The sequence below is a fragment of the Acidimicrobiia bacterium genome, from assembly GCA_036271555.1.
In the GTDB taxonomy this organism is placed as follows: domain Bacteria; phylum Actinomycetota; class Acidimicrobiia; order IMCC26256; family PALSA-610; genus DATBAK01.
Map to the genome: position 1 here is coordinate 12,584 of DATBAK010000074.1, position 23,609 is coordinate 36,192.

Annotated in this window: 19 protein-coding genes; 8 read left to right on the plus strand and 11 right to left on the minus strand. The window is 71.8% G+C overall.

What is annotated here, in order from left to right:
* Nucleotides 1-57 precede the first annotated feature (57 nt).
* The 4 genes from VH914_16900 to VH914_16915 form a co-directional block, all read right to left on the minus strand.
* Nucleotides 58-861, minus strand: a complete 804-nt coding sequence (locus VH914_16900; GenBank protein ID HEX4492887.1) for an SDR family NAD(P)-dependent oxidoreductase — start codon at nucleotides 859-861, stop codon at nucleotides 58-60.
* A gap of 1 nt (nucleotide 862) precedes the next feature.
* The gene (locus VH914_16905; GenBank protein HEX4492888.1) at nucleotides 863-1,420 is read right to left on the minus strand and encodes a carboxymuconolactone decarboxylase family protein; all 558 of its coding nucleotides are present in this window, start codon (nucleotides 1,418-1,420) and stop codon (nucleotides 863-865) included.
* 62 nt (nucleotides 1,421-1,482) lie between these two features.
* Complete coding sequence (locus tag VH914_16910; GenBank protein HEX4492889.1) at nucleotides 1,483-3,006, minus strand: molybdopterin-dependent oxidoreductase; 1,524 nt, start codon at nucleotides 3,004-3,006, stop codon at nucleotides 1,483-1,485.
* A gap of 124 nt (nucleotides 3,007-3,130) precedes the next feature.
* Nucleotides 3,131-3,616, minus strand: coding sequence for a carboxymuconolactone decarboxylase family protein (locus VH914_16915; GenBank protein HEX4492890.1), 486 nt, complete (start codon nucleotides 3,614-3,616; stop codon nucleotides 3,131-3,133).
* Nucleotides 3,617-4,227: 611 nt separating this feature from the next.
* Between VH914_16915 and VH914_16920 the strand changes: the two genes are divergently transcribed.
* The 3 genes from VH914_16920 (at nucleotide 4,228) to VH914_16930 (ending at nucleotide 8,411) form a co-directional block, all read left to right on the plus strand.
* Nucleotides 4,228-6,525, plus strand: coding sequence for an arylsulfatase (locus VH914_16920; GenBank protein HEX4492891.1), 2,298 nt, complete (start codon nucleotides 4,228-4,230; stop codon nucleotides 6,523-6,525).
* A gap of 90 nt (nucleotides 6,526-6,615) precedes the next feature.
* Nucleotides 6,616-7,851: a phytanoyl-CoA dioxygenase family protein gene (locus VH914_16925; protein HEX4492892.1), complete on the plus strand. Its 1,236-nt coding sequence runs from the start codon at nucleotides 6,616-6,618 to the stop codon at nucleotides 7,849-7,851.
* A complete protein-coding gene (locus tag VH914_16930) occupies nucleotides 7,848-8,411 on the plus strand; it encodes a TIGR03086 family metal-binding protein (GenBank protein HEX4492893.1) in 564 nt (187 codons plus the stop codon). Before VH914_16925 ends, VH914_16930 begins: the two co-directional genes overlap by 4 nt.
* Before the next feature lie 99 nt (nucleotides 8,412-8,510).
* On the opposite strand, the gene VH914_16935 is transcribed toward VH914_16930, so the two are convergent.
* From VH914_16935 to VH914_16945, 3 genes are read right to left on the minus strand one after another with little or no spacing between them, the layout of a single operon-like run.
* Nucleotides 8,511-9,410, minus strand: a complete 900-nt coding sequence (locus tag VH914_16935; protein ID HEX4492894.1) for a DMT family transporter — start codon at nucleotides 9,408-9,410, stop codon at nucleotides 8,511-8,513.
* A gap of 19 nt (nucleotides 9,411-9,429) precedes the next feature.
* A complete protein-coding gene (locus tag VH914_16940) occupies nucleotides 9,430-9,912 on the minus strand; it encodes a nitroreductase family deazaflavin-dependent oxidoreductase (GenBank protein HEX4492895.1) in 483 nt (160 codons plus the stop codon).
* Nucleotides 9,879-11,102 carry a cytochrome P450 gene (locus VH914_16945; GenBank protein ID HEX4492896.1) on the minus strand — a complete coding sequence of 408 codons (1,224 nt, stop codon included), beginning with the start codon at nucleotides 11,100-11,102 and terminating at the stop codon, nucleotides 9,879-9,881. The genes VH914_16940 and VH914_16945 overlap by 34 nt, the downstream gene beginning before the upstream one ends.
* 119 nt (nucleotides 11,103-11,221) lie before the next feature.
* Here VH914_16945 and VH914_16950 point away from each other — a divergent pair, with 119 nt between their 5' ends.
* The 5 genes from VH914_16950 to VH914_16970 all read left to right on the plus strand — a co-directional run bounded on the left by VH914_16950 (nucleotide 11,222) and on the right by VH914_16970 (nucleotide 20,206).
* A complete protein-coding gene (locus VH914_16950) occupies nucleotides 11,222-14,407 on the plus strand; it encodes a PD-(D/E)XK nuclease family protein (GenBank protein HEX4492897.1) in 3,186 nt (1,061 codons plus the stop codon).
* 102 nt (nucleotides 14,408-14,509) lie between these two features.
* Nucleotides 14,510-17,914, plus strand: a complete 3,405-nt coding sequence (locus tag VH914_16955; GenBank protein HEX4492898.1) for a UvrD-helicase domain-containing protein — start codon at nucleotides 14,510-14,512, stop codon at nucleotides 17,912-17,914.
* Nucleotides 17,915-18,047: 133 nt separating this feature from the next.
* Nucleotides 18,048-18,908, plus strand: coding sequence for an alpha/beta hydrolase (locus VH914_16960; protein ID HEX4492899.1), 861 nt, complete (start codon nucleotides 18,048-18,050; stop codon nucleotides 18,906-18,908).
* A gap of 70 nt (nucleotides 18,909-18,978) precedes the next feature.
* Complete coding sequence (locus tag VH914_16965; GenBank protein HEX4492900.1) at nucleotides 18,979-19,626, plus strand: nuclease-related domain-containing protein; 648 nt, start codon at nucleotides 18,979-18,981, stop codon at nucleotides 19,624-19,626.
* 64 nt (nucleotides 19,627-19,690) lie between these two features.
* A complete protein-coding gene (locus VH914_16970) occupies nucleotides 19,691-20,206 on the plus strand; it encodes a nuclease-related domain-containing protein (GenBank protein ID HEX4492901.1) in 516 nt (171 codons plus the stop codon).
* Nucleotides 20,207-20,287: 81 nt separating this feature from the next.
* Here VH914_16970 and VH914_16975 read toward each other — a convergent pair whose 3' ends face one another.
* The 4 genes from VH914_16975 to VH914_16990 all read right to left on the minus strand — a co-directional run.
* Complete coding sequence (locus VH914_16975; GenBank protein ID HEX4492902.1) at nucleotides 20,288-20,707, minus strand: hypothetical protein; 420 nt, start codon at nucleotides 20,705-20,707, stop codon at nucleotides 20,288-20,290.
* 89 nt (nucleotides 20,708-20,796) lie between these two features.
* Nucleotides 20,797-21,582: a citryl-CoA lyase gene (locus VH914_16980; GenBank protein HEX4492903.1), complete on the minus strand. Its 786-nt coding sequence runs from the start codon at nucleotides 21,580-21,582 to the stop codon at nucleotides 20,797-20,799.
* A complete protein-coding gene (locus tag VH914_16985) occupies nucleotides 21,582-22,283 on the minus strand; it encodes a hypothetical protein (GenBank protein HEX4492904.1) in 702 nt (233 codons plus the stop codon). Before VH914_16985 ends, VH914_16980 begins: the two co-directional genes overlap by 1 nt.
* Nucleotides 22,280-23,609, minus strand: a 1,330-nt coding sequence (locus tag VH914_16990; GenBank protein ID HEX4492905.1) for an AMP-binding protein, incomplete at its 5' end; no start/stop codon positions are given. The genes VH914_16985 and VH914_16990, both read right to left, overlap by 4 nt.

Consider the following 23,609-nt stretch of genomic DNA (forward strand, 5'->3'; position numbering starts at 1 on the left):
TGGAACCGAGCAAGACCGCCCTGCTCGCTCCGCTCGCGGGCTCAGCCACTCACAACCTCAACCGACGCTCGCGCTCTGACCGCCGTCGACCGGTAGCACGACGCCGGTGACGAACGCGGCTTCGTCGGAGGCGAGGTAGAGCGCGGCGTTCGCGATGTCCCACGCGGTGCCCTGGTGACCGAGCGGCACGGTGCGCGCTCGCGCGTCGGCGACGACCTCGCGCGCAACACCTCTCGCGCGCGCCGACGCGTCCACAGCCATCGGCGTGTCGATGAGACCGGGCATGATCCCGTTCACGCGGATGCCGAAGCGCGCGTTCGTGACCGCGAGGCTCTGCGTGAGCGCGTTCACGCCCGCCTTCGAGATCTTGTAGGCGGTGAGGTTGCCGACGCCCGCGATCGCGGCAACCGACGAGATGTTCACGATCGCACCGGCACCCTGCTCGCGCATCACCGGCACGACGTGCTTGCAGGTGAGCCACATGGCCTTGAGGTTGGTGTCGAGGATGCGGTCCCATGCGTCGACGGTGAGCGAGGTTGGTCCGCCGTCGCCCGCGCCGATGCCGACATTGTTGTGCAGCACGTCGATGCGGCCGCCGAGCACCGCGAGCCCGTGCCGCGCGATCTCGACGCACGCGTCCTCGGCGACGATGTCGGCGACGAGCACCGTCGCCATCCCGGGCGCGCGCTCCTCGACGAGGCGCTGCGTCTCGCGCGCGGACTCCCCGTCGCGGTCGACGAGCAGTACGCGCGCGCCTTCCTGCGCGAATCGCAGCGCGGTGGCGCGGCCGTTGCCGATCGTCTCGCCCGGCGTCTGCCCCGCGCCGACGACGATCGCGGTCTTCCCTTCGAGCCGGCCCACCTCACACCTCGCCGAGCGCGGGCAGGTCCGTCGATTCCGGCTGCACCCCGAGCGAGTTGAGGACGCCGGCGAGCATCGCGTAGTGGCCCGCGAGCATCGGGATCTCGATGAGTTGACGCGTATCGAACCGCGACGCGAGCGCCGACCAGGTCGCGTCGCCGATCACGTCGTGGTCGTGCAACTCGTCGACCGCGCGCAGCAGCGCCGCGTCCTCGGCGGTCCAACCCGCAGCATCGGGTCCCGCGGCGACGCGCGCGATCTCGTCGTCGGCGAGACCCGCGGTGCGCGCGATCGCCACGTGCTGCGCCCACTCGTACCGCGCGCGGCAGCGGAAGGCGGCGCGCAGGATCACGAGCTCGCGGTCGCGCGGCGAGAGCTTCCCGCCCGCGAGGAGCTTCCCGCCGAAGGGCAGCCACTTGCGGAACAGCCCCGGATGGCGCACGAGCGTGCGGAAGATGTTGAGCCGCAGGCCATCGCCCGCGAGGAGGTCGCGCGAGGTCGCGTCGAGCTCCGCGTCGGTGACGGGCAGGATCCGGGGCCGGTCGGGGTGATCGCTCATCGCCGGATTCTGCCCCCGTGTGAACGAGAGGGCCCGGGTGCCTGCCGTCTCTGCTTCACCCGTCAGGAGACGCTGACCACGATGGTGTGGTAGCCGGTGGCACCGTTGGGCGCGGGGTCGGCGTTGACGCCGGTCTGGGTGTGGCCGGTGCCATCGGTCGCGCGCACGCGGATCTCGTGCTGTCCGGCCGGCGCGTCCCAGCGGTACACCCACTGCCTCCACGTTTCCTTCGTGATCTCGTCGGCAAGCTCGGCTTCCTGCCACGCGCCCCGATCGATCTGCACCTCGACGCGCGCGATGCCGCGCGTCGGCGCCCACGCGACGCCCGCGATCGGTACCGTGCCCGCGGCGACCGTGCGACTGTCGCGCGGCGTGTCGATGCGTGACTCCGTCTTGATCGGTCCCTGCTGCGACCAGCCGCGCGGCACCCAGTACGCGTCGTAGTCGGCGAAGCTCGTCGCCTCGAGCTCGGTGACCCACTTCGTCGCCGACACGTAGCCGTACAAGCCCGCGATGATCAGGCGCGCGGGAAAGCCGTGCACGGTCGGCAGCGGCTCACCGTTCATCCCGACCGCGAGCAGCGCGGTGCGGCCGTCGAGCGCGGTCTTGGTGGGGAAGCCGACGGTGAAGTCGTCGACCGAGCGGCCGACGATCTGGTCGGCGTCCGGGTTCACGTCGGCGCGTTCGAGCAGCGTCGGCAGCGGTACGCCGAGCCATTTCGCGGTACCGACGAGGGGGCCACCGACGACGTTCGACACGCATTGCAACGTGACGTACTCCTCGACCATCGGCATCTTCAGCACGTCGTCGAACGTGAGCTCGTACGGATGGTTGACGCGACCGTGAACCTTGAGCGTCCAGTGCTCGGGATCGACCTGCGGCACGTAGAGGACGGTGTCGATCCGGTAGAAGTCGCGGTTCGGCGTGATGAGCGGCGAGACGTCGCCGATGCCGAGGCTCGCGTCGCGGGGAATGGGGGCGACCGTGCGCCGGGCCTTCGGCAGGATCACCTTCGCACGCGCCGCGGCGACACTGACCGTGTCGAGCAGCGCGCGTCCGATGAGCGCGGTGAACGCCGAGCCCACCGCGACCGCGCCGCTCAGCGTGAGGAAGCGGCGGCGCGTCGACATCGGCTGCGGCGCGCGCGCGTTCACGCGCTTCGGTTCCGGTCGGGCCGAGCGCCAGAGCAACGCGCGCAGACCGAACACACCGATGAGGCCCGCGAAGATCGCGGCGACGGTGACCGCGGCGGCCGACGAGCCCGCGGCATCGAGCGCGGCGAGCCAACCGACCACCGCGAACGCGACGAACACGACGTCGCCGACGATGCGGCGCCGGCGCGCGAAGACACCGGCGAGTGCGCCGATCAGCAGACTGACGACGACGGTGCCGGTGACGAGCGTGGGCTTGTCCTTGTGCCCGAGCTTGTCGATGCCGAAGCGCACGAACGCGCCCGGCGCGCGGTCGATGACCTCTTGCCCGACGCCGGTGACGAGCGACGGCTGACGGTGGAAGAACCCGGCGATCAGCTCGGCGACCGCGAGCGCGGCCCCCGCGGCGAGCGCGCCCGCGAGCGCGCCGTCGATCTTCCGGTCGCTGGGCTCGCCGCCGCTCTTACGGTCGCGCTCGCCGCTCCGTGACGCGGAACGGGATCGAGTCCGGGCGCCCTGCGCGCTGCGCCCGCGGGCTTCGCCGGTCACGCGTGCTCGTTCAGACGAGGATGCGTTCGTCGGGTGCGCGCACGCCGATCACCGCGAGCGTGCGGCCCATCCCGAGGAACATGCCGCAGCACATCGTGAGGTCGGCGATCTCGTCGTCGGCGAAGGCACCGCGCAGGCGGATCCAGAACGCGTCGTCCATCGCGAGGTGGTCGATCGCGAAGCGCTCCGCGAACTCGGCGGCGAGCCGCTCACGGTCGGTCAGCGCGTCGCTCGTGCGCCAGCTCGCAACCTCGCCGTAGAAGCCTTCGTCGATACCGGCTTCGGCCGCGTTGCGCGCCCGCGTGTCCTGGCAGACGACGCAGTCGTTGATGAGCGCGATCGTCCAGCGCGCGGCCTCGCGCTCACGGATCGGCAGCTTCGTGTTGCCGTAGACGGCCTCGGACAGCGCCCCCATCCCCACGGCCATCTTCGGCCGGTAGAGCGACCAGTCGACGTGCTCGCCCATGCCGTGGTCCTTCACCGTGATCCGCGCCATGGCGTCACGATACCGGCGCGAGCGCGCGGTCAGGCCGCGGGCGCAGACAACCGTTCTCGCCGCAGTTCGCGCAGGCGCTCCCGTATCGACTCGATCTCGAGGCCGGCGCGGGTCGGCAGTGAGGGCGGTCGTCGGCGTGGTCGGCTCCTGCCGACCACGTTTCCGGCGGGATCGTGGAACGTCGGGTCGCCGTTCGGATCGCCGGCGATGGAGAAGCCGCCATCGTGCACCTTCTGGTGGTGCCCTCTTCCCCCGGCACGCGAGGCAGCCGTTCGCGAGAGCGGTCGGATCGCCGTGCTCGTAGGTCTTGAGGTGGTGCGCTTCGCAGTCATCGGGGCGGGCGTCGAGCGTGCGGGAGAACTGCACGCCTTGGCGCTCGTGCTCCCCGACGGCTCGCGTCGAACCGTCGCGATCGAGATGACGGTCGAGCGCGTCCCTCCACTGCTGCCCGATGCTCGCACCATCCTCGGGCCGACGCGTCGCGCGACGTCGACGAGCCGCGGCTCCATCACGGCGAACGCGGCATCGGCATCTCCGCTGCGCGGCGCGCGACGGTGCGACGCGACGCGGCCGCTGGCGGCCGCGCGTGTCCTCACGAGAGAATGCCGACGATGAGCGAACCGAACAACGCGCGTCGCGCGACGAACCGCGACACCCCGCCCGAGCGATTGCGGCTGAACGATCCGCGCCCACCACGAGGGACGCCGAACGTCATCACGATCATCCTCGACGACGTCGGCTTCGCGCAGCTCGGCTGCTTCGGCTCCGACATCGCGACGCCGAACATCGACGCGCTCGCCGCGAACGGTCTGCGCTACAACCGCTTCCACGTCACCGCGATGTGCTCGCCCACGCGTGCGAGCGTGCTCACGGGTCGCAATCATCACGCGGTCGGGTTCGGCTTCCTCGCCGATCTCCCGATGGCGTACCCGGGCTACACATGCCGCATCCCGAAGTCGGCCGCGCCGCTCCCGCGCGTGCTGCGCGACGCGGGATACAACACGTTCGCGGTCGGCAAGTGGCACCTCGTGCCGCGCGGCGAACGCTCGCACTCCGGTCCCTTCGACCGCTGGCCGCTCGGCATCGGTTTCGAGCGCTACTACGGCTTCCTCCAGGGCGACACGAACCAGTGGACGCCGAACCTCGTGCAGGACAACCACTACGTCGACGCGCCGCGCCGGGCCGAAGACGGCTACCACTTGAGCGAGGACCTCGCCGACACCGCGATCGCGCACGTGCTCGCGCAGCACGAGGCCGCGCCGGGCAAGCCGTTCCAGCTCTACCTCGCGCTCGGCGCGATGCACGCGCCGCACCACGTCACGCCCGAATGGGTCGAGCCGTATCGCGGTCGGTTCGACGGCGGCTGGGAGCAGTGGCGCGCGGAGACGTTCGCACGTCAACAACAGCTCGGCGTCGCCCCGGCCTCGGCGGAGCTCACCGAGCATCCGTCGTGGATCGCACGCTGGAACGACTTGAGCGCCGACGAGCGGCGCCTGCACGCGCGCACCCAAGAGGTGTTCGCAGGCTTCCTCGCGCACACCGACGCGCAGATCGGGCGGCTGCTCGACCGCCTGCGCGACATCGGCGTGCTCGACAACACCATCGTCATGCTGATGTCCGACAACGGCGCGAGCGGTGAGGGCGGCACGCTCGGAACCATCAACGAGCACCGCTTCACGTCGCAGATGTCGGAGACCCTCGACGGCAACCTCGCGGTGCTCGACGACTGGGGCGGCTTCCGCTCCTACAACCACTACTCGTGGGGCTGGGCGTGGGCGGGGAACACACCATTCCGTCTGTGGAAGCGGTACACGTGGCTCGGCGGCACTCGCGCGCCGCTGATCGTCCACTGGCCCGCGGGCATCGACGCGGCGTCGCGCGGCGGTGTGCGCACGCAGCTCTGCCACGCGATCGACCTCATGCCGACGATCCTCGACGCGTGCGGTGTCGACGCGCCCGTCGTCGTCGACGGCGTCGAGCAACAGCCGTTCGACGGCATGAGCCTGCGCACGACGTTCGCCGATGCGGACGCGCCCGCGCCGCGCGACACGCAGTACTTCGAGATGCTCGGCTCGCGTTCGATCATCGCCGACGGTTGGAAGGCGACCACGAACCACGTGTCGCAGGGTGTCGTCGACGAAGAGCGGTTGGTCGAAGGCAGCCGCGACTTCGAGACCGACGAGTGGGCGCTGTTCCGGTTCGACGACGACTTCTCCGAGGCGCACGATGTTGCCGCCGAGCACCCGGACGTGCTGCGCGCGCTCGACGCGCGCTGGATCGAGGAAGCCGAGCGCAATCACGTCTTCCCGCTCGTCGACTCGTTGACGCGACGGTTCAACGCGTTCATCGGTCCACCGCACCCGCCCGGTGCGCGCTGCGTGTTCCGGCCCGACGCCAGCCCTGCGACCGACGAGTCGGTCCCCTATCTCGTCGGCGGCTTCCGCATCACCGCGACGGTCACCGTGCCCGAGCGCGCCGACGGCGTGCTCTGCGCGCTCGGCGACTGGAACGCCGGGTACGCGTTCTTCGTGCGCGACGGACGCCTCACCTTCGTCGTGAACGCGGCGGGCGACATCTCGCGCGTCGTCGCCGACACGCCGGTGCCGACCGGACCCGATCCGATCGCGCTCGCGTGCTCCTTCGTGCCCGGCGCCGACGGCGGCGGCTACACGCTGACGCACGACGACACCGTCGTCGGTGGCGCGCGTTCGCCGCACCCGATGCCGTTGACGTGGCAGCACGGCGGCGCGCGACTCCGCATCGGGCGCGACGACGGCTTCCCCGTGTGCGACGACTACGCAGTGCCGTTCCCGTGGACGGGCACGATCCGCGAGATCGTGGTCGAGGTTCCGGGACCGACCATCCCCGACCCTGACGTCGAGCTCACCGAGGCGCTGCACCGTGACTGACGAGTGCGGCACGAGCGGCGAGCGGAGCGAGCACGCGACCTCGAACGCTCCCGTCCCGCGGCTCGGAGCGCGAGCAGGGCGAGCGCGACCGTGAGGTCGGTCGACTTGCGGACGCGCACCGCGGCCGACGTGCGCCCCATCGACGCGCGCGACTTCTTCGAGCACGAGCTGCCCGCGTTGTTCGATGCGCGCGCCGCGCTGGCAGTGCCGGGCGCGCGCGAGCTCGCACTCGAGTCCGTCGCGCTGGTCGTCGACGGACGCGCGTGGACGATCGCGTTCGACAATGAGCGGTTCACGATCGACTCCGGCGACGCGCGCGCCGCGACCGTCGTGCGACTCGACGCGACGACGTTCGCCGACATCGTCAACGACCTCGTCACGCCCATGGTCTTCCTCACCGCCGGCGAGCTCGACCTCCCGCGCGGCCGGTTCGAAGACCTCCTCGACTGGTGGGTCGTCCTGCGATCGGTGCTCGACGACCGGCCCGTGCACACGCGTGGCGCGGTCACGTTCCTCGATCGCGACGGTTCGCCGCTCGACCTCACGCGCGGCTTCACCACCGACGCCGACCCCGATGAGCTCGTGTACTTCCTCACCGAGGCCGGGTACCTGCACCTCGTCGGCGTGTTCGACGAGCAGGAGATGGCCGCGGTGAGCGCCGACATGGACGCGGCGGAGTCGAGCTACCGCCGCGACGACGGACGTTCCTGGTGGGCGCGCACGGCCGACGGTCGCGATCGAGTCGTGCGCATGCAGTACTTCCACGAGACGTCGCCCGCGCTCGCACGCCTGCTCGCCGACGAGCGGCTGTTGCGGTTCACGCGCCTCACCGGCGACGGTCACCGCTTCGGCAAGCCCGGCGGCAACCAGAACCTCGCGGAAGCGCTCGTGAAGCCGATCGGCGTCGTCGACGGCATCTCCGACGTGCCGTGGCACAAGGACTGCAGCCTCGGGAGTCACTCGTACCGCTGCTGCTCGCTCACCGTCGGCATCTCGATCACGGGCGCCGACGCGGAATCGGGTCAGTTGCGCGTCGTCGCCGGTTCGCACCGCGCCCTCACGAGGCCGGCACTGATCCGGCACGACCTCGACCTCCCGCAGGTCGACCTGCCGACGCGCACCGGCGACGTCACCATCCACCTCAGTTGCACGCTGCACATGAGCCAGCCACCGGTGGTGCGCGAGCGCCGCGTCGTGTACACCGACTTCTGCCTGTTCTCCGGGAACGGCGACGACGATCCCGGTGAGGCCCGCATCCGGCGCGTGCGCGAAGGCGCGTACCGCACGGTGTCGCAACCGCCCGCGGTGGGAGGAGACGGATCGTGAACCTGCCCTCGATCCACGAACGTGCACTCGGTGCGACCGGCGCGATCGTCGACCGCATCGCCGGCGATCAGCTCGAGCTCCCCACTCCGTGCGACGGCTGGAGCGTGCGCGAGTTGCTGAACCACGTCGTCGGCGGCAACTACTGGGCCGCCGAGCTCGCGAACGGCACGACCATCGCGGAGGTCGGCGACCGGCTCGACGGCGACACGCTCGGCGCGGATCCGCACGCCGCGTACCGTGAGTCCGCGCGGCTCGCGGGCGCGGCGTTCGACGCGGCCGGCGCGATGGACGCGCCGTGCGCGGTGTCGTACGGCCCGGTGCCGGGATCGGTGTACTGCGGGCACCGCATCGTCGACGTCGTGATCCACGGCTGGGATCTTGCGAGGGCGACCGCTCAGGACACCACGCTCGATCCCGAGCTCGTCGACGCGATCGCGGCGATCGTCGCGCCACAGATCGACATGCTCAACGGCAGCGGCATGTTCGGAACGACCGTCACCGTCGGCGCGCACGCCGACGCGCAGACGCGCCTCCTCGCGCTCCTCGGTCGTCAATCCTGACTGGTCGGGCTCGCAAGCTTCGCCCTCTCTGACGCCTCGGCCTCCGGCTGAGGTCGCGCCGCTCGCTTCGCTCGCGCGCCGAGGCGGGAACTGCATTCGTCAGCTCGGGGCGACTTCCGGAACCTCGATGGTGACCGCGGCCCCGGGACGGGTCGCGAGATAGCAGCCGCCGATCACGAGCACGAAGCCGCCGACGGTCGCCGCGGTGATGTGCTCGTCGAGCGCGAGCGCGCCGACGACGACCGCGACCGCGGGGTTCACGAACGTGATGAGCGTCGCGCGCGCGGGACCGATCTCCGCGATCAACGCGAAGAACACGACGAACGCGACGCCGGTGCAGAGCGCGGCGAGACCGAGCAGGGCCCAGATCGCCGTCGCGGGTGGGACCGCGCTCGGACGTCCGATCCACGCGAGCGGCGAGACGACGAGCGCGACCGCGACGAGCGCGATCGCGACAACGCCGATCGACGGGACGTCACCGAGCTTGCGGGCGACGATGAACGGCGCGGTCGCGTACCCGACGCACACGAGCAGCACCTCGACGACGCTGAGCCACGGGATCCCGCCGTGCCCGCGCAGGTCGCCGTTGACGATCAGCGCGACCCCGCCGAGGCCGACCGCGATGCCGGCGACGCGCAGGAACCGCAAGGCGCTGTGATCGCCGAGCGCGTACGCCGCGATCGCGCCGACGATCGGCACGCACGACACGAGCAGTCCCGTGACGCCCGACGGCAACCGCTGCTCCGCGTTCGTCAACAGGAGCCACGGTCCGGCCATCTCGAGCGCAGCGAACGCGAGCACCGGCTTCCAGTGCGCGAGCGCGGGCCGGAGCGCGCCGGCACGCGCCGCGACTGCGAGCAGCGCGACAGCGGCGAGCGACGTGCGCGCGAACACGACGACCGCGGGCTCCACATGCTCGACCGCGACCTTGATGAGGAGATACGGAACACCCCAGATCACGCTCATGACCGCGAACAGCAGCCAGCCGCGGCGCGTCATGCGCGCCGACGCGCCCGGTTCACGAGGCGGTAGTGATGGCGAACACCGGGTGGTCGGGCGCGATGCGCGCGAGCTCGCTCTCGGACGAGTCGGGACCGACACCGCCGAAGAAGACACCGACCTCGCTCTTCCACCGCTTCAGGTACGCGCGGAGGATCGCGGGCTTGTCGGCGTCGGTGAGCTCGGTCGCGGTGAAGGTGTCGACGCGGCGCCCGACGCGCAGCTCACCGGTGCCCGCCACGCGCAGGTTCCGCACCCACTGCGTGTGGCCGCGCGGCGCGACGAGGTACTTCTGGCCGTCGATCACGAGCAGGTTGACGGGAACCGATCGCCACTCGCCGGTCTTGCGGCCGCGCACGCGCAGCTCCCGCGAGCCCAGCACGCTGACGCCCATCTTCGTGAGCCCCGAGACCATCGGGTTGAACACGTGACGCGTGAACCAGCCCGGTTCTTGGTAGTGCGTGTCGCTCACGACGGCACCGGCGCGACGACGTCGTCCCATGCGACGGGCAGATGCGCGTAGCCGTCGATGAGGTTCGAGTGCACGCGGGGCATCGTGGCGGGGTCGCCCACGATCGCGAGCCCCCGGAAGCGCGTGAGCAACGCTTCGAACATGATGCGCGCTTCGATGCGCGCGAGGTTCGCACCGAGACAGAAGTGCGGACCACCGGCGCCGAATGCGACGTGCGGGTTCGGCTCGCGGGTCACGTCGACACCGTCGGGATCGTGGAAGACGGTGTCGTCGCGGTTCGCCGACGCGTACACCATGAGCACGCGGTCGTCGGCGGCGATCGTCTGACCCGCGATCTCCGTGTCGTGCTCGGCGCGGCGGGTGAACTGCATCACCGGGGTCGAGTAGCGCAACAGCTCCTCGATCGCGAGCGGTAGTCGCGAGGGGTCGGCGCGCACGATCTCCATCTGATCGGGATGCTCGAGCAGCGCGAGCGTGCCCGTCGTGATGAGGTTGCGCGTCGTCTCGCTCCCCGCGTTCTGGAGGAGCAGGAAGAAGATGTCGACCTGGAGCTGCGTGAGCCGCTCGCCGTCGATCTCCGCGTGGAGCAGCACACTCAGCAGGTCGTCTCGTGGCTGCGCGCGGCGCTCGTCGCAGAGGCCGTCGGCGTAGGCGTACATCTCCATCGCCGCGGCACCGCGCTCCGCGGGGGTGACCGCCGGATCGAAGCCGAACGTGATCTCGGTCAGCTCGAAGACGTGCGCGCGATCCGCTTCGGGGACACCGACGAGATCGGCGATCACATGGAGCGGGAGCCAGAGCGCGAGGTCGGTGACGAGATCGCAGCCGCCGCGCTCCGCGACGCCGTCGACGAGGGCGGCGACGCGATCACGGATGCGATCGGTGAGGTCGGCGACCCGTCGAGGCGTGAACCCGGAGCTGATCAGCTTGCGGAGCCGGGTGTGCTCGGGCGGGTCCTTGCTGATGAGCAGCTCGGTGAGACCCTCGGCGTCGTCGTCGGCCGCGGTCTCGAGCATCGGATGGGGCGAGGTCTTGAAGTTGGCGTCCCGCGAGACCCGCATCACGTCGGCGTGGCGCACGATCGCCCAGTAGCCGCGGTCCCAGGCGGGATGGTCGTGGTGCGTGATGGGCCGCTCGCGCCGCAGCTCACGGAACTGCTCGTACGGGAAGCCGTGGTCGTAGGTCGCGGGATCGTGGAGCACGAGGTCACCGGCGGTCATCGGTGAATCATGCCCGGTCGGCTCGATCTGATCGATCCGGGTGACGCGGCGCGTCACCTCGGTCGATCAGTTCCGCGAAGCTCCAGGTCACTGTCACAGGCCCTGCGTACGATCGGATCATGGCCGTGCGGGTGCAGTGGGTGGGCTACGGCCGGGAGGCGGCCGAGGCGCTGCGAGCCGAGATCGCGCGGGCCAAGGGCGGGGATCCGCTCGCGCCGGCGACGGTCGTCGTGCCGTCGAACCACGTCGGCGTGGCCGCCCGCCGGCTGCTCGCGTCGGGAGCGCTCGGGCCGGTCACCGGCACGGCCGCGGGCGTCGTCGCGGTGTCGTTCGTCACCCCGTTCCGGCTCGCGGAGCTGCTCGCCGCGCCCGTGCTCGCGGGTTCGGGCCGCCGGCCGGTGTCGACGCCGGTCATCGCGGCGGGCCTCCGCGCGACCCTGCACGACTCGCCCGGGCTCTTCGCGCCGGTCGCGGAGCATCCCGCAACCGAGACCGCGCTCGTCGCGACCTACCGGGAGCTGCGCGAGGTGTCGGACGCGGGGCTCGACGCGATCGCGCGCACCGGCCGGCGCGCGTCGGAGGTCGTGCGCGTCCATCGCGCGACGCGCGCCCGGCTCGAACCCGGCTGGTACGACGAGCAAGACCTCATGCGCGCCGCGGTCGACGCGATCGGCGCGGGCGGGTCGCCGCCGTTGCGCGACCTCGGCACGCCGGTCCTCTACCTGCCGCAACGATTGACACCGCACATGCTGCGAATGCTCGCGACGCTGGCCGCCGCGCGCGACCTCGCGATCGTCGTGGGCACGACCGGCGTCGAGCGCGCCGACGCGGAGGTCGCGCGCGCGATCGCAACCTTGACGGATGCCGCGGGCGCGGCAAGCGGGCCCGCGCCCGCGCCGGTCGCGACACGAGAACGGACACGAATCGTCATCGCGTCCGACGCCGACGACGAGGTGCGCGCCGCGGTGCGCCGGGTCGTCGAGGCGGTTCGCGCCGGCACGCCCCTCGACCGCATCGCGATCCTGCACGCCGCCACCGAGCCCTACGCGCGTCTCGTGCACGAGCACCTCGCGGCCGCGGGCATCCCGAGCAACGGGCCGTCGGTCGTGCCCCTCGCGGGTCGCGTCGCGGGACGCGCGCTGCTCGGCCTGCTCGCGCTTCCGGAGCGCGATTTCCGCCGCCAGGACGTCTTCGCCTGGCTCGCGACCGCGCCGGTGCTGCGCCGGGGCGTGTGGGCACCGGTCGTCGCGTGGGAACGGCTGTCGCGCGCGGCCGGCGTCGTGTCGGGGCGCGCGCAATGGGAGACGCGGCTCGGCCGCTTCGTCGACGAGCTCGACGTGAAGATCGCGGCCGCCGAGAACGACGACACACGCGACACACGCGACCCATCCGACGACTGGCGCGTCGCCCGCGATCGTCGCAACGCGACGCGCGCTCGCGAGCTGCGCGACTTCGTCGTCGGCCTCATCGACGACCTCGCGCGCGCGGCCGCGAAGCCGCGCGGCTGGGCCGAGCACGCAGCCTGGGCGCGGCGCACGCTCACCGCCGTCGTCGGCAGTCCGGCGTCGCGCGACGACTGGCCGGCCGACGAGCGCAAGGCGGCGGAGCGCGTCGACGCCGCGCTCGGCCGCCTCGCCGCGCTCGACGCCGTCGAGGGCGCGGTGCTGCTCGACGTGTTCACCCGCACGCTCGCGCTCGAGCTCGAGAACGACCTCGGTCGCATCGGCCGGTTCGGCGACGGCGTGCTCGTCGGCCCGATCGCGATGGGAGTGGGGCTCGACCTCGAGCTCGTCGCGGTGCTCGGCCTCGCCGAGGGCACGTGCCCCGCGCCCGTGCGCGACGACTCGCTCCTCCCCGACCAGGAGCGCGAGGCCGCGGCCGGCGAGCTCCCGCTCCGGCGCGCACGCGTCGACCGCGAGCACCGCGAGCTCATCGCCGCGCTGGCGAGCGCGCGGCAACAGCTCCTCGGCGTACCGCGCGGCGACCTGCGCCACAGCACCGACCTGGTGCCGTCACGCTGGGTGCTCGACCTCGCGTCGGCCCTCTCCGGTGAGTCGTGGTGGAGCGAGGAGCTCTTCACCGCCGACGTCGATTGGATCGAACCGGTCGCGTCGTTCGACGCCGGTCTCCGCGCGCTCGACTTTCCCGCGACCGAGCAGGAGCACCACCTGCGCACGCTGCTCGCGTCGCCCCCGGCGAACGCGGCGGCGCTCGCGGGGCGCACCGACGACGCCGTGCTCGCGGGAAACGCAGCCGTGGTCGCGGCCCGTCGCAGCTCGGCGTTCACGCGCTTCGACGGCAACCTGACGGGGCTCGCGGTGCCGTCGCCGGTCGCGAGCGTCACGTCGGCGACGCGCTTGCAGACCTGGTCGAGCTGCCCGTTCGCGTACTTCGTCGAGTCGATCCTGCGCGTCGAGCCCGTCGAGAACCCCGAAGAGATCGTGCAGATCGGCGCGCTCGACCGCGGATCGCTCGTGCACGAAGCGCTCGAGAAGTTCGTGCTCGAGATGCTCGCGGCGCCACCGGCGCCCAACGCACCGTGGACCACGAAGCAACGCGCGCGCATGATCGAGATCGGCGACGCGATCTGCGAGCAGTACGAGGCGCGCGGCGTCACCGGCCGTTCGCTGTACTGGGGGCGCGATCGGCGCCGCGTGCTCGCCGACCTCGAGCGCTTCCTCGTCGAGGACGACCGGCTGCGCGCCGCGCTGCGCACCACGCCGGTCGCGGCGGAGCTCCCGTTCGGTCTCCGCGACGGCATCGATCCGGTGCCCCTGCGGCTCGCCGACGGACGGTTGCTCCACTTCCGCGGGATGGCCGACCGCGTCGACCGCGCCGACGACGGCAGCCTCCTCGTCCTCGACTACAAGACCGGCAAGCGCGATCACTACAAGGGGCTCAGCGCCGAGAACCCCGACCGCGGCGGCTCGCTCCTCCAGCTTCCCGTGTACGGCGTCGCGGCTCGCATGCATCAACGCACGCCGGACGCGCCGGTGCGCGCGCTGTATTGGTTCGTCTCGCAGCGCGGCGAGTTCAAGTTCGAGGGCTACGACGTGACCGACGGCGTGCTCGACCTCGTCGGCGCGACCCTCGGCTGGGTCATCGCGGGCATCGAAGCCGGGATCTTCGCGTCGCACCCGACGCAGACGAGCACCGCGATCTTCAACGAGTGCCCCTCGTGCAACCCCGACGAGCTCGGTGTCACCGAGCTGCGCAGCGCGTGGGAGCGCAAACGCGACGACGCCGCACTGGTGCCCTACTCGAAGTTCGCGGAGCCCTACGAGGACGAGGCCGGCGATGCCTGATCCTTCTGGTCGCGCTCGCTTCGCTCGCCGCTCCTCGACGCGGGACGGGATCGACTCGGACGGGCCGCAGTGCGACCCGTCCGTTCCGGAAGGAGCGCACCGATGAGCCCGGATCCGCCGACTCTCGCGGATCAGGTCGCACGCGACCGGATCGCGCGCGATCTCGACGCGACCTTGTTCGTCGAGGCGGGCGCCGGTTCGGGCAAGACGCGATCGCTCGTCGAGCGCGTGATCGCGCTCGTCGGGTCGGGAGCGGCCGAGCTCCGCGCGATCGCCGCGATCACGTTCACGGAGAAGGCCGGCGCCGAGCTGCGCGACCGGCTCCGCCGTGAGCTGCAAGCGCGCGTGAGCGACGCGACCGATGCCGACGGCACCCGGCGCTTCCGCGACGCGCTCGACCAGCTCGACAGCGCCGCGATCGGCACGCTGCACTCGTTCGCGCAACGGATCCTGTCCGAGAACCCGATCGAGGCAGGGCTGCCGCCGCGCGTCGAGGTGCTCGACGCGGTCAGCTCGGGCGTCGAGTTCGAGCGGCGCTGGGGCACGTTCCGCGACCGGCTGTTCGAGGATCCCGCGGTCGCGCGCGCCCTGCTGATCTTCGACGCCGCGGGCGTCCGCATCCGGGCGCTCGACGTGCTCGCGGCCGCGTTCGGCGAGAACTGGGACCTCGTCGAGACCCAGGTGCCCGAGACCGCGCCCGCACCGCCCGACGCGCGCACCGCGCTCGCGCCGCTCCTCGACGAGCTCGTCGACATCTGCCACGAGCGGCACGGATGCCGTGAGCTCGAAGACAAGCTCAGCGCGCGCCTCGAGCAGGTGGCGAACCGCCTCGACGGCGTCCGCAGCCTCGACGAGCTCGACCTGCTCGAGGTCGTGTCGAGCGGTGAGCTCAAGGTCGCGAGGAACATCGGTCAGCAGCGGAACTGGCCCGACGTCGGCGCCGTGCGCGACCGGTTGAAAAGCGCGTTCGAGGCGCTCGAGCAGGCCCGCGTCGACGTGTGCATCGCCGCGGCGAAGCAGATCGCGAGCGCGATCCGCACGTTCACGCTCGAGGCCGCCGCCGAGCGGCGCGCCGCGGGCCGGCTCGAGTTCCACGACCTCCTCGTGCTCGCGCGCGCGCTGCTGCGCGACCCGAACCACGGCGCGACCGTGCGGGAGCGCCTCCACGCGCGCTATCAGCGGTTGCTGCTCGACGAGTTCCAGGACGCCGACCCGATCCAGATCGAGCTCGCCGTCCGCATCGCGGCGGCGGATCCCGGGAGCGCCGACGCGGGCGAGCGATCGTGGGATCAGGTGGCCGTTGCGCCCGGGCACCTCTTCGTCGTCGGCGACCCGAAGCAGTCGATCTACCGGTTCCGGCGGGCCGACATCGGCACGTTCCTCGCGGCGCGCGATCGCTTCGCCGACGAGCGGGGCATGCCCGTCGAGCTGACCGCCAACTTCCGCACCGTCGAGCCCGTCATCGACTTCGTGAACGAGGTCTTCGCGGCGCTCATGACCGAGCCGCCCGAGAACGAGCTGCCGCTCGTGTCGCGGCCTCCGTACCTCGCGCTCGACCCGCAGCGCGACACACCGCCCGCCGGCGCACCCACCGCGGTCCTCGGGCGCGAGGAACACCCGGCCGACGTGAGCGCCGACGACCTGCGCGCGGAGGAAGCGAACGAGGTCGCGGCCGCGGTCGCCGGCATCCTCGCGGGCGGATGGTCGGTCGACGACGGCAACGACGGCTGGCGGCCGGCGCGCCTCGCCGACATCGCGATCCTCCTGCCCGCGCGCACCTCGCTCCCGTTCCTCCAGGACGCGCTCGACGGTGAAGGCATCGCGTACCGCTCCGAGTCGAGCTCGCTCGTGTACGCGACGCGCACGGTGCGCGACCTCATGATGGTGCTGCGCGCCGTCGACGACCCGACGAACGAGCTGCACCTCGTCGCCGCGCTGCGGTCGACACTGATCGGCTGTGGCGACGACGACCTCTTCCGGTTCAAGGTCGAGCGCAAGGGATCGTGGAGCCTTCGGCACGAGCCGCCGCCGACCGTGCCCGACGACGATCCCGTCCGCCGTGCGCTCGCCTACCTGCGAACGCTGTACGACCGCCGTCACTGGGACGCGCCGTCGGAGCTGCTCGACCGCATCGCACGCGACCGCCGCGCCTTCGAGCTCGGTTTCGCCGAGGGACGCCCGCGCGACGTGTGGCGGCAGCTGCGCTTCGTCATCGATCAGGCCCGCCAGTGGAGCGAGGCGACGAACGGCAACCTGCGCGAGTACCTGCGCTGGGTCGAGGTCCAGTCGGCCGAGGGGTCGCGCGTCCAGGAGTCGGTGCTGCCCGAGACCGACGACGACGCGGTGCGGATCATGACGATCCACGCGGCGAAGGGGCTCGAGTTCCCGATCACGATCGTGTCGGGAATGTCGACCGCACCGCAACGCCGCTACGCCCCGGCCGAGGTCGTGTTCCTGCCCTCGGGTGAGGTCGGGTACAAGTTCGGCAAGGCGATCCAGACGTCGGAGTACCAGGACTGGAAGCCGATCGACGAGCAGATGGACTACGACGAGCGCATCCGCCTGCTCTACGTCGCGTGCACGCGAGCGCGCGACCACCTCGTCGTGTCGATGCACCGCAAGGCCCGCAACCCGTCGGCAAACGGGCGCACGAACGCCGAGCTCCTGCACGACGGCGCCGCGGCGCGCCTCGACGCCCTGCCCGATGCAGTGCAGCCCGAACGGCAGCTCGCGCTCGGCACGGCGCGCGCGGTGACCGCCCCGGCCGCGCCGGTCATGCCGTTCGCGGAGTGGCAACGCGAGCGCGCCGACGCGCTCGGGCGCGCGTCGCGCCCGACGGCGGTCGCCGCGACCGCGCTCACCGACGACGGCGACCACGATCCTGCGGGCGACCTCGGCGCGGGGCTGCAGAAGCGACCGCGCGACCTCGACCTGCCGCCGTGGTTGAAGGGTCGCTACGGCACGGCGGTCGGGCGCGCGGTGCACGGCGTGCTGCAGACGATCGACTTGGCGACGGCCGCGGGCATCGACGCCGCGGTTGCCGCGCAGTGCGAGGCCGAGGCGATCCCCGATCGCGCCGAGCAAGTGCGCGCGCTCGTCGACGCCGCGCTCGGCGCACCCGCGGTGCGCGCCGCGGCCGCGGCCGCGCACTGGCGCGAGGTCTATGCGTGCGCGCCCATCGACGGCCGGTTGCTCGAGGGCTACATCGACCTCCTCTACCGCGGGACGGAAGGGCTCGTGGTCGTCGACTACAAGACCGCGGCGACCGACGACCGCGCCGAGCTCGATCGCCGGCGCGCGGGCTACCGCCTCCAGGGCGCGAGCTACGCGCTCACGATCGCGGCGACGACGGGCGAGCCGGTCGCGCGCGTCACGTTCCTGTTCCTCACACCGCACGGCGCGGTGGAGCTCGACCTCGAGGATCTCGACGCCGCGGTCGCCGACGTGCGCGCGCTCGTCGCCGCCGGTCAGGAGATCGTGATCGAAGACATGGAAAGATCGGCCTGATGATCGTGAACCGGCAAGCAGCGAGCGGAGCGAGCACGCGACCTCGCGCACTCCCATCCCGCGTCCTGGAGCGTCGAGCGGCGCGACGGGGCACCGGCGGGTCGCCCGTCGGCGAGCGAGCGCGACCATGACAATGCAGACGATCGAACTGGAAGGCCGCGACGGACTGCGGTTGGCCGCCGATGTCGAGGGCGATCCGGACGCGCCCCCCGTGGTGCTCTTCCACGGCGGCGGGCAGACGCGGCACGCGTGGGGCACGACGCTCGCGGTGCTCGGCCGGAATTGGCGCGCGTACTCGGTCGACCTGCGGGGCCACGGCGACAGCGCCTGGGCACCCGACGGCGACTACAGCCTCGACGCGTTCGCGGGCGACGTGCGCGCCGTCGCACGCGCATTGCCGCGCCCACCGGCGCTCGTCGGCGCGTCGCTCGGCGGCATCGCATCGCTGACCGCGATCGCGGAGACGCCTCCGCCGGCGCTCGCGACCGCGCTCGTGCTCGTCGACGTCGCGCCGCGCATCGAAGCCGCGGGCGTCACCCGCATCGGCGACTTCATGAAGGGCAACCTCGACGGATTCGAGTCGCTCGAAGCAGTGGCCGACACGATCAGCGCGTACAACCCGCACCGGCCGCGCCCGAAGAACCTCGACGGGCTCAAGAAGAACCTGCGCCAGCGCGCCGACGGCCGGTGGGTCTGGCACTGGGACCCGCGCTTCGTGAGCGGACGATTCGGCTCACCGGACGAGACGCGCTCGACGCTCGTCGACGGCGACCGGCTCCAACGCGCCGCGCGCACGCTCACGATCCCGACGCTCCTCGTGCGCGGCCGCATGAGCGACCTGCTGAGCGAGCAAGGCGCGCGCGAGCTGCTCGAGCTCGTGCCCCATGCGCAGCTCGCCGACGTCGCGGGGGCCGGGCACATGGTCGCGGGCGACCGGAACGACGCGTTCAACGATGCCGTCGTCGAGTTCCTCGCCTCCGTGCGCCCCACCTGACAGAAACCACCAGTTCGGCGGCCGGCGGGCACCGCTCAGGAAATCGGCGGGGAGCGCCGATATTTCGCGCGTGGGAACCTCCGGTGCAGGCGCGTTCGCCTCGCGCGGCCGCGCGCGCGACTCCGCGTGGGAGCAGGGCGCGAGCGTCGAGCGGATCGTCGGCGCGTGGCTCGACCGCATTCCGGGCATCGAGGTGCTGCACGACCGCCGCCTCGTCGCCCGCCGCAGCCGGATGAAGGGCGAGACCCAGACCGTCGGCGCGTTCGGCGCCAACCCGACGCGCCACGCTCCCGATCGCGCGCCGAGGGTCGGAGCCACGCTGAGGATCGACCACCTCGCGATCTCGCCGGGCGGGGTGTTCGTCGTCGACGCCAAGCTGTCGGGCTGGCGGCTCGGACCCGTGGAGCTCCGGCACTCGACGCGTCCCCGTCCGGCCGAGCGCTCCGAGCGCGCCGAGGAGGAGCACGAGAAGCTCCTCGCCCGCATCGCGACGCAGGCCCGCGCGGTCGCGCGCCTGCTCGCCGACGCGCCGGTGCCGGTCGCGCCCGCCCTCTGTCTCGTCGACGCCCGGGGTGCCGAGGTCCTTCGCTCGGTCGTGCTCGACGGCGTGTGGGTGGGCACGCCGCCGGCGCTCCCCGAGCTCCTCGGCCACGCCGGCCTGCTCGACGGCGAGGCGATGCGCACCGTCGCGGCCCGGCTCGACGCCCGGCTGGCCTGACGGGGCCGCCGAAGTTCCCGGCGATGGCTCAGGTCACCGGCTCGATGTGCCGACAACATTTCGGATGACGAGCACCGATCCGGCCGCGTTCGTGGCCGCGCCGGTCGCGACCGCCCCGGTCGGCGATCTGCGCTTCGCCGACGAGCTGCGTGCGATCCCCGGCGTCGAGACCCTGCACGCGCGCGACATCCCCGGGACCCGCGCGCGCGTCGAGCACGTGGCGATCGGACCGAGTGGTGTCTGGGTGATCGAGGCGCACGACGCGCCGGGTCCGGTCGTGCGCCGCGACCGCCGGTTGTTCGTCGGTGTCCAGGACCGCAGCGATCTGCTCGAGGCGATCAAGGTGCCGGTCGACGCGGTCGCCGCCGCGCTCGGCGCCCTCCGACTGCCGATCTCGCGCGCGCTGTGCTTCACGCGCGGAGACTGGGCCGCGCACCACGCACCCTTCATGTTGAACGGGGTGTGGGTCGGTCCGTCGAAGCCCCTCTGCGCGCTGCTCGCGCAGCCGGGTTCGCTGCAGACGCGCGACATCATGCACGCGGCACAGCTGCTCGACGCGCTGCTTCCCGTCGCCAGCTGACGCGCCGACGACTGCGGCGTCCGAACGCGACGCGGCCCCCGCCGAAGCGGAGGCCGCGAACGTTGATGGGAGCGAGCTCGCTCAGCTGATCTTGAGGGTGAGCACGTTCGTCGAGCCCTTCAGGCCCAGGTCACCCGTGGCCTTGCCGGTGCCGTAGACGCACACGCCGAGCTCGAAGTTCGGCTTGATCACCGCGAACTTCTGCTTGCCGTTCAGGATCGTGACCGACTTCTTCGTCGGGTTCGTGATCGTGAAGCTCACGAGCTTCTTCGTGCACTTCGGCTGGGTCGTCGCCGCCGACCAGTGCACCTTCAGGGTCGCGGGCTTGAACGCGGCGGTGGCGCCCGCGCCCTTGATGTTCGAGTTCGGCACGGCCGCGGCCGTGACCGTCGTCGTGCTCATGCGCACCGAATGCGACGCACCCGCGGGCGCGGCGAGACCCATGAACACCGACGCGACCGCGATCGCTACTGCACTGAAGACCTTTGCGGACTTGGCCATATCCCCTCCGTGATCGGACTCCCGGTTGGGGCGCGACCCTAAGGTTCCGGACGCCCGCGCGACAAGCCTTCGGAGCCTTTGGAACGAGCTCACGCGTCGCTCGCGCGTTGCTCCACTTCGAGCCACAGCGGCATGCCGAGCGGACGTGCGGCCTCCTCGACCAGGTGGGCGACGAGCCCCGCGGTGCGGGCCACGAGCACGACGCCGCGCACCGCGATCGGCGGCACACCGATGTCGACGAGCGCGGCGCCCGCCGCGCCCGCGCCGTTCACGGGCAGGTGGCGGCCGCTCTGCGCCTCGTGCGCGGCGGCGACGTGACGCAGCAGTCGCAGGTGCGGGCCGAGCAGATCCTCCGCCGCCGCGAGCTCGTAGAGCCGCGGCGTACGCGGGTCGTCGTCCTTGTGAACCGGATGTCCCAGACCCGGCACCTTCAGACCCGCGGCCCGGCGGCGCGCGACCGCGTCGTCGGCGAGCGCGCGCAGCGCCTCGTCCTCGACGTCGTGCAGGCCTGCGAGCGTGTCGGCGAGGAACTGCGCGGTGTCGCCGGTCGGCCCCAGGAACACGCTGCCCGCACCGAGCAACCCGGCTGCGACCGCGCCCTGGATCGCCTCGGGCGCGCCCGTGTACGTGAGCCGCGCCGCGAGCGCGCTCGGCGTGAGCCCGTGGTCGGCGAGCGACACGAGCACCGCGTCGAGGATGCGGCGCTCACCCGGCGTCGGCTCGCGCCGCGTCACGAGCAGGTAGGTCAACTCGGTGAGGGTGAGTCGACCCATCACCTCGCTCGGCAGGTCGCGACCCGCGACGGTGATCGCATCGCGGGTCGCGCCACCGATCCACGTGCGCGCCCAGTCGTGCCCCTCGGCGTCGTTGGGCACTACGACTTCTCGAGCCGCGCGCCCACCTTGTCGGCGAGCGAACGCTCCAGCGTCGAGTCGAACGGAGTGTTGAGGTTCACGAACCCGAGCGTCAGCTCGGCGCGGTTCGCGCCGTAGGCGATGATGTCGTCGTACACGTTCACGGTCGGTGCACCGTTGGGCGTGATCGGCACCGACAGCCGGAAGCCCTCGGTCACGTCCCCGTGCTTCGGTGCGTCGAAGCGCGTGATCGTCATCGCACCGACCTGCACTCCGGGGGAGCTCTGCTCGAGCGACTGCTTCAGCTCCGGCGCGAGGATTTGCTGGATGCACGTCTCGTACTTCGAGCCGCGCAGCGCGTCGACGTCCTGCTGGAACAGATCGTCGGTCTTCGCGAACACGGCTTCGGACGAGATCTCGGCGTCGCCCTTGTCGAAGTCGTCGCCGTTCACGTCGGCGCTGTGGTCGGTGTCGGTCGACGAGCCGACGCACTGCGACATCTTCTGGTTCGTCGACTTGTCCTGCGCGTCCTCCGTGTCGGCGGATCCCGACCAGCCCGACGGGAGGTCGGCCTGCGCGACGATCAACTTCTGCGCGGCGGCGCGGTCCTTCGTGGGGTTCGCCTTCGCGCCCTTCGAACCGCTGCTGCCGCATGCGGCGACGAGCACCACACACGCGATCGCGACGATCGCCGTCCCCACTCGCTCGCCTTGCATGGTCACGAACCTCCACCTTTCGACGACGATGCTTCGAAATCCACTTCGGCACTTGTGCGGTCACGCGACAGCAGATGCTTCGCCAGGCGATCGGTCGCCGTGTGCGGCAGCTCGTCGACGACCTCGATGTAACGCGGGACCTTGAACCGCGCGAGCTGCTCCGACGCGAGCCGGTGCAGCGCGTGCTCGTCGACGGTCGCGCCCGGCGCGGCGACGACGAAGGCCTTCACGTCTTCTTCCGACAGGTCGGAGGGCACGCCGATCACGGCCGCTTCCGCGACGGCGGGATGACGTTGCAGGGCCGCCTCGACCTCGGCGGGTGCGAGGTTCTCGCCCCGCCGCCGGATGACTTCCTTCTTGCGCCCGACGAACGTGTAGACGTCGCCGCCGTCGACGCGCACGAGATCGCCGGTGCGCAGCCACCCGTCCACCTTCACTGCGGCAGTCTCGTCCGGCATCTCGTAGTAGCCGCGCATGATCGCGGGATTGCGGAGCTCGAGCTCGCCAACGCCTTCGACCGCGACGTCGCGGCCGTCGTCGTCGCGCACGCGCGCGTCGTTGACGTGACCGAGCACCGGATGCTGGCGCGGCGACCCGAGCGCGCCGTACGGCCGTTGATCGTGCAGCCACACGAGGCCGTAGGGCGTCTCCGACATCGCGTAGCCGCACGTGACCTCGAACCCGAAGCGCCGTTCGATCTCGAGATGACGTTCGCGATCGGGCGACGGGCCCGTGTAACAGAGGCGGATCGGGTTGTCGGCGTCGTCGGCGCGCGGCGGTTGGCGCACGAGGATCTCGAGCATGGCACCGATGCTGTTGAACTCGGTCGCGCCGAAGCGGCGGGCGTCGTCGAGAAAGGTGCTCGCGGAGAATCCGGGGAGCAGCGCGAGACTCGCCCGCGCGCCGATCGATCCGAGCGTGGAATACGCGGGCGCGTTGATGTGGAACAACGGCAGCGACGTCATCAACCGGTCGTCGCTCGTGATCCGCATCCAGAACGGGAAGCCCTCCCCCGCCCACACGTACGCGCGGTGCGTCTGCATCACGAGCTTCGAGCGGCCCGTCGTGCCCGAGGTGGGGATCATCACCGCGACGTCGGTCTCGTCGACGTCGGCCGGGCCCCGCCCGTCGGGCTCGGTGGCGTAGAGATCGGCGAGATCGGCGACGGGCGCATCGGAGCCGGCCTCGCGCATCGCCTCACCGACCACGGGCATGAGATCCGCGTCGCTCACGAGCAGCGCAGGCGCCACCTGCTGCACGAAGCCGGCGATCTCCCCGGCCGAGCTCTTCGGGTTGAGCGGCACCTGGATCGCACCCACCTCCATGAGCGCG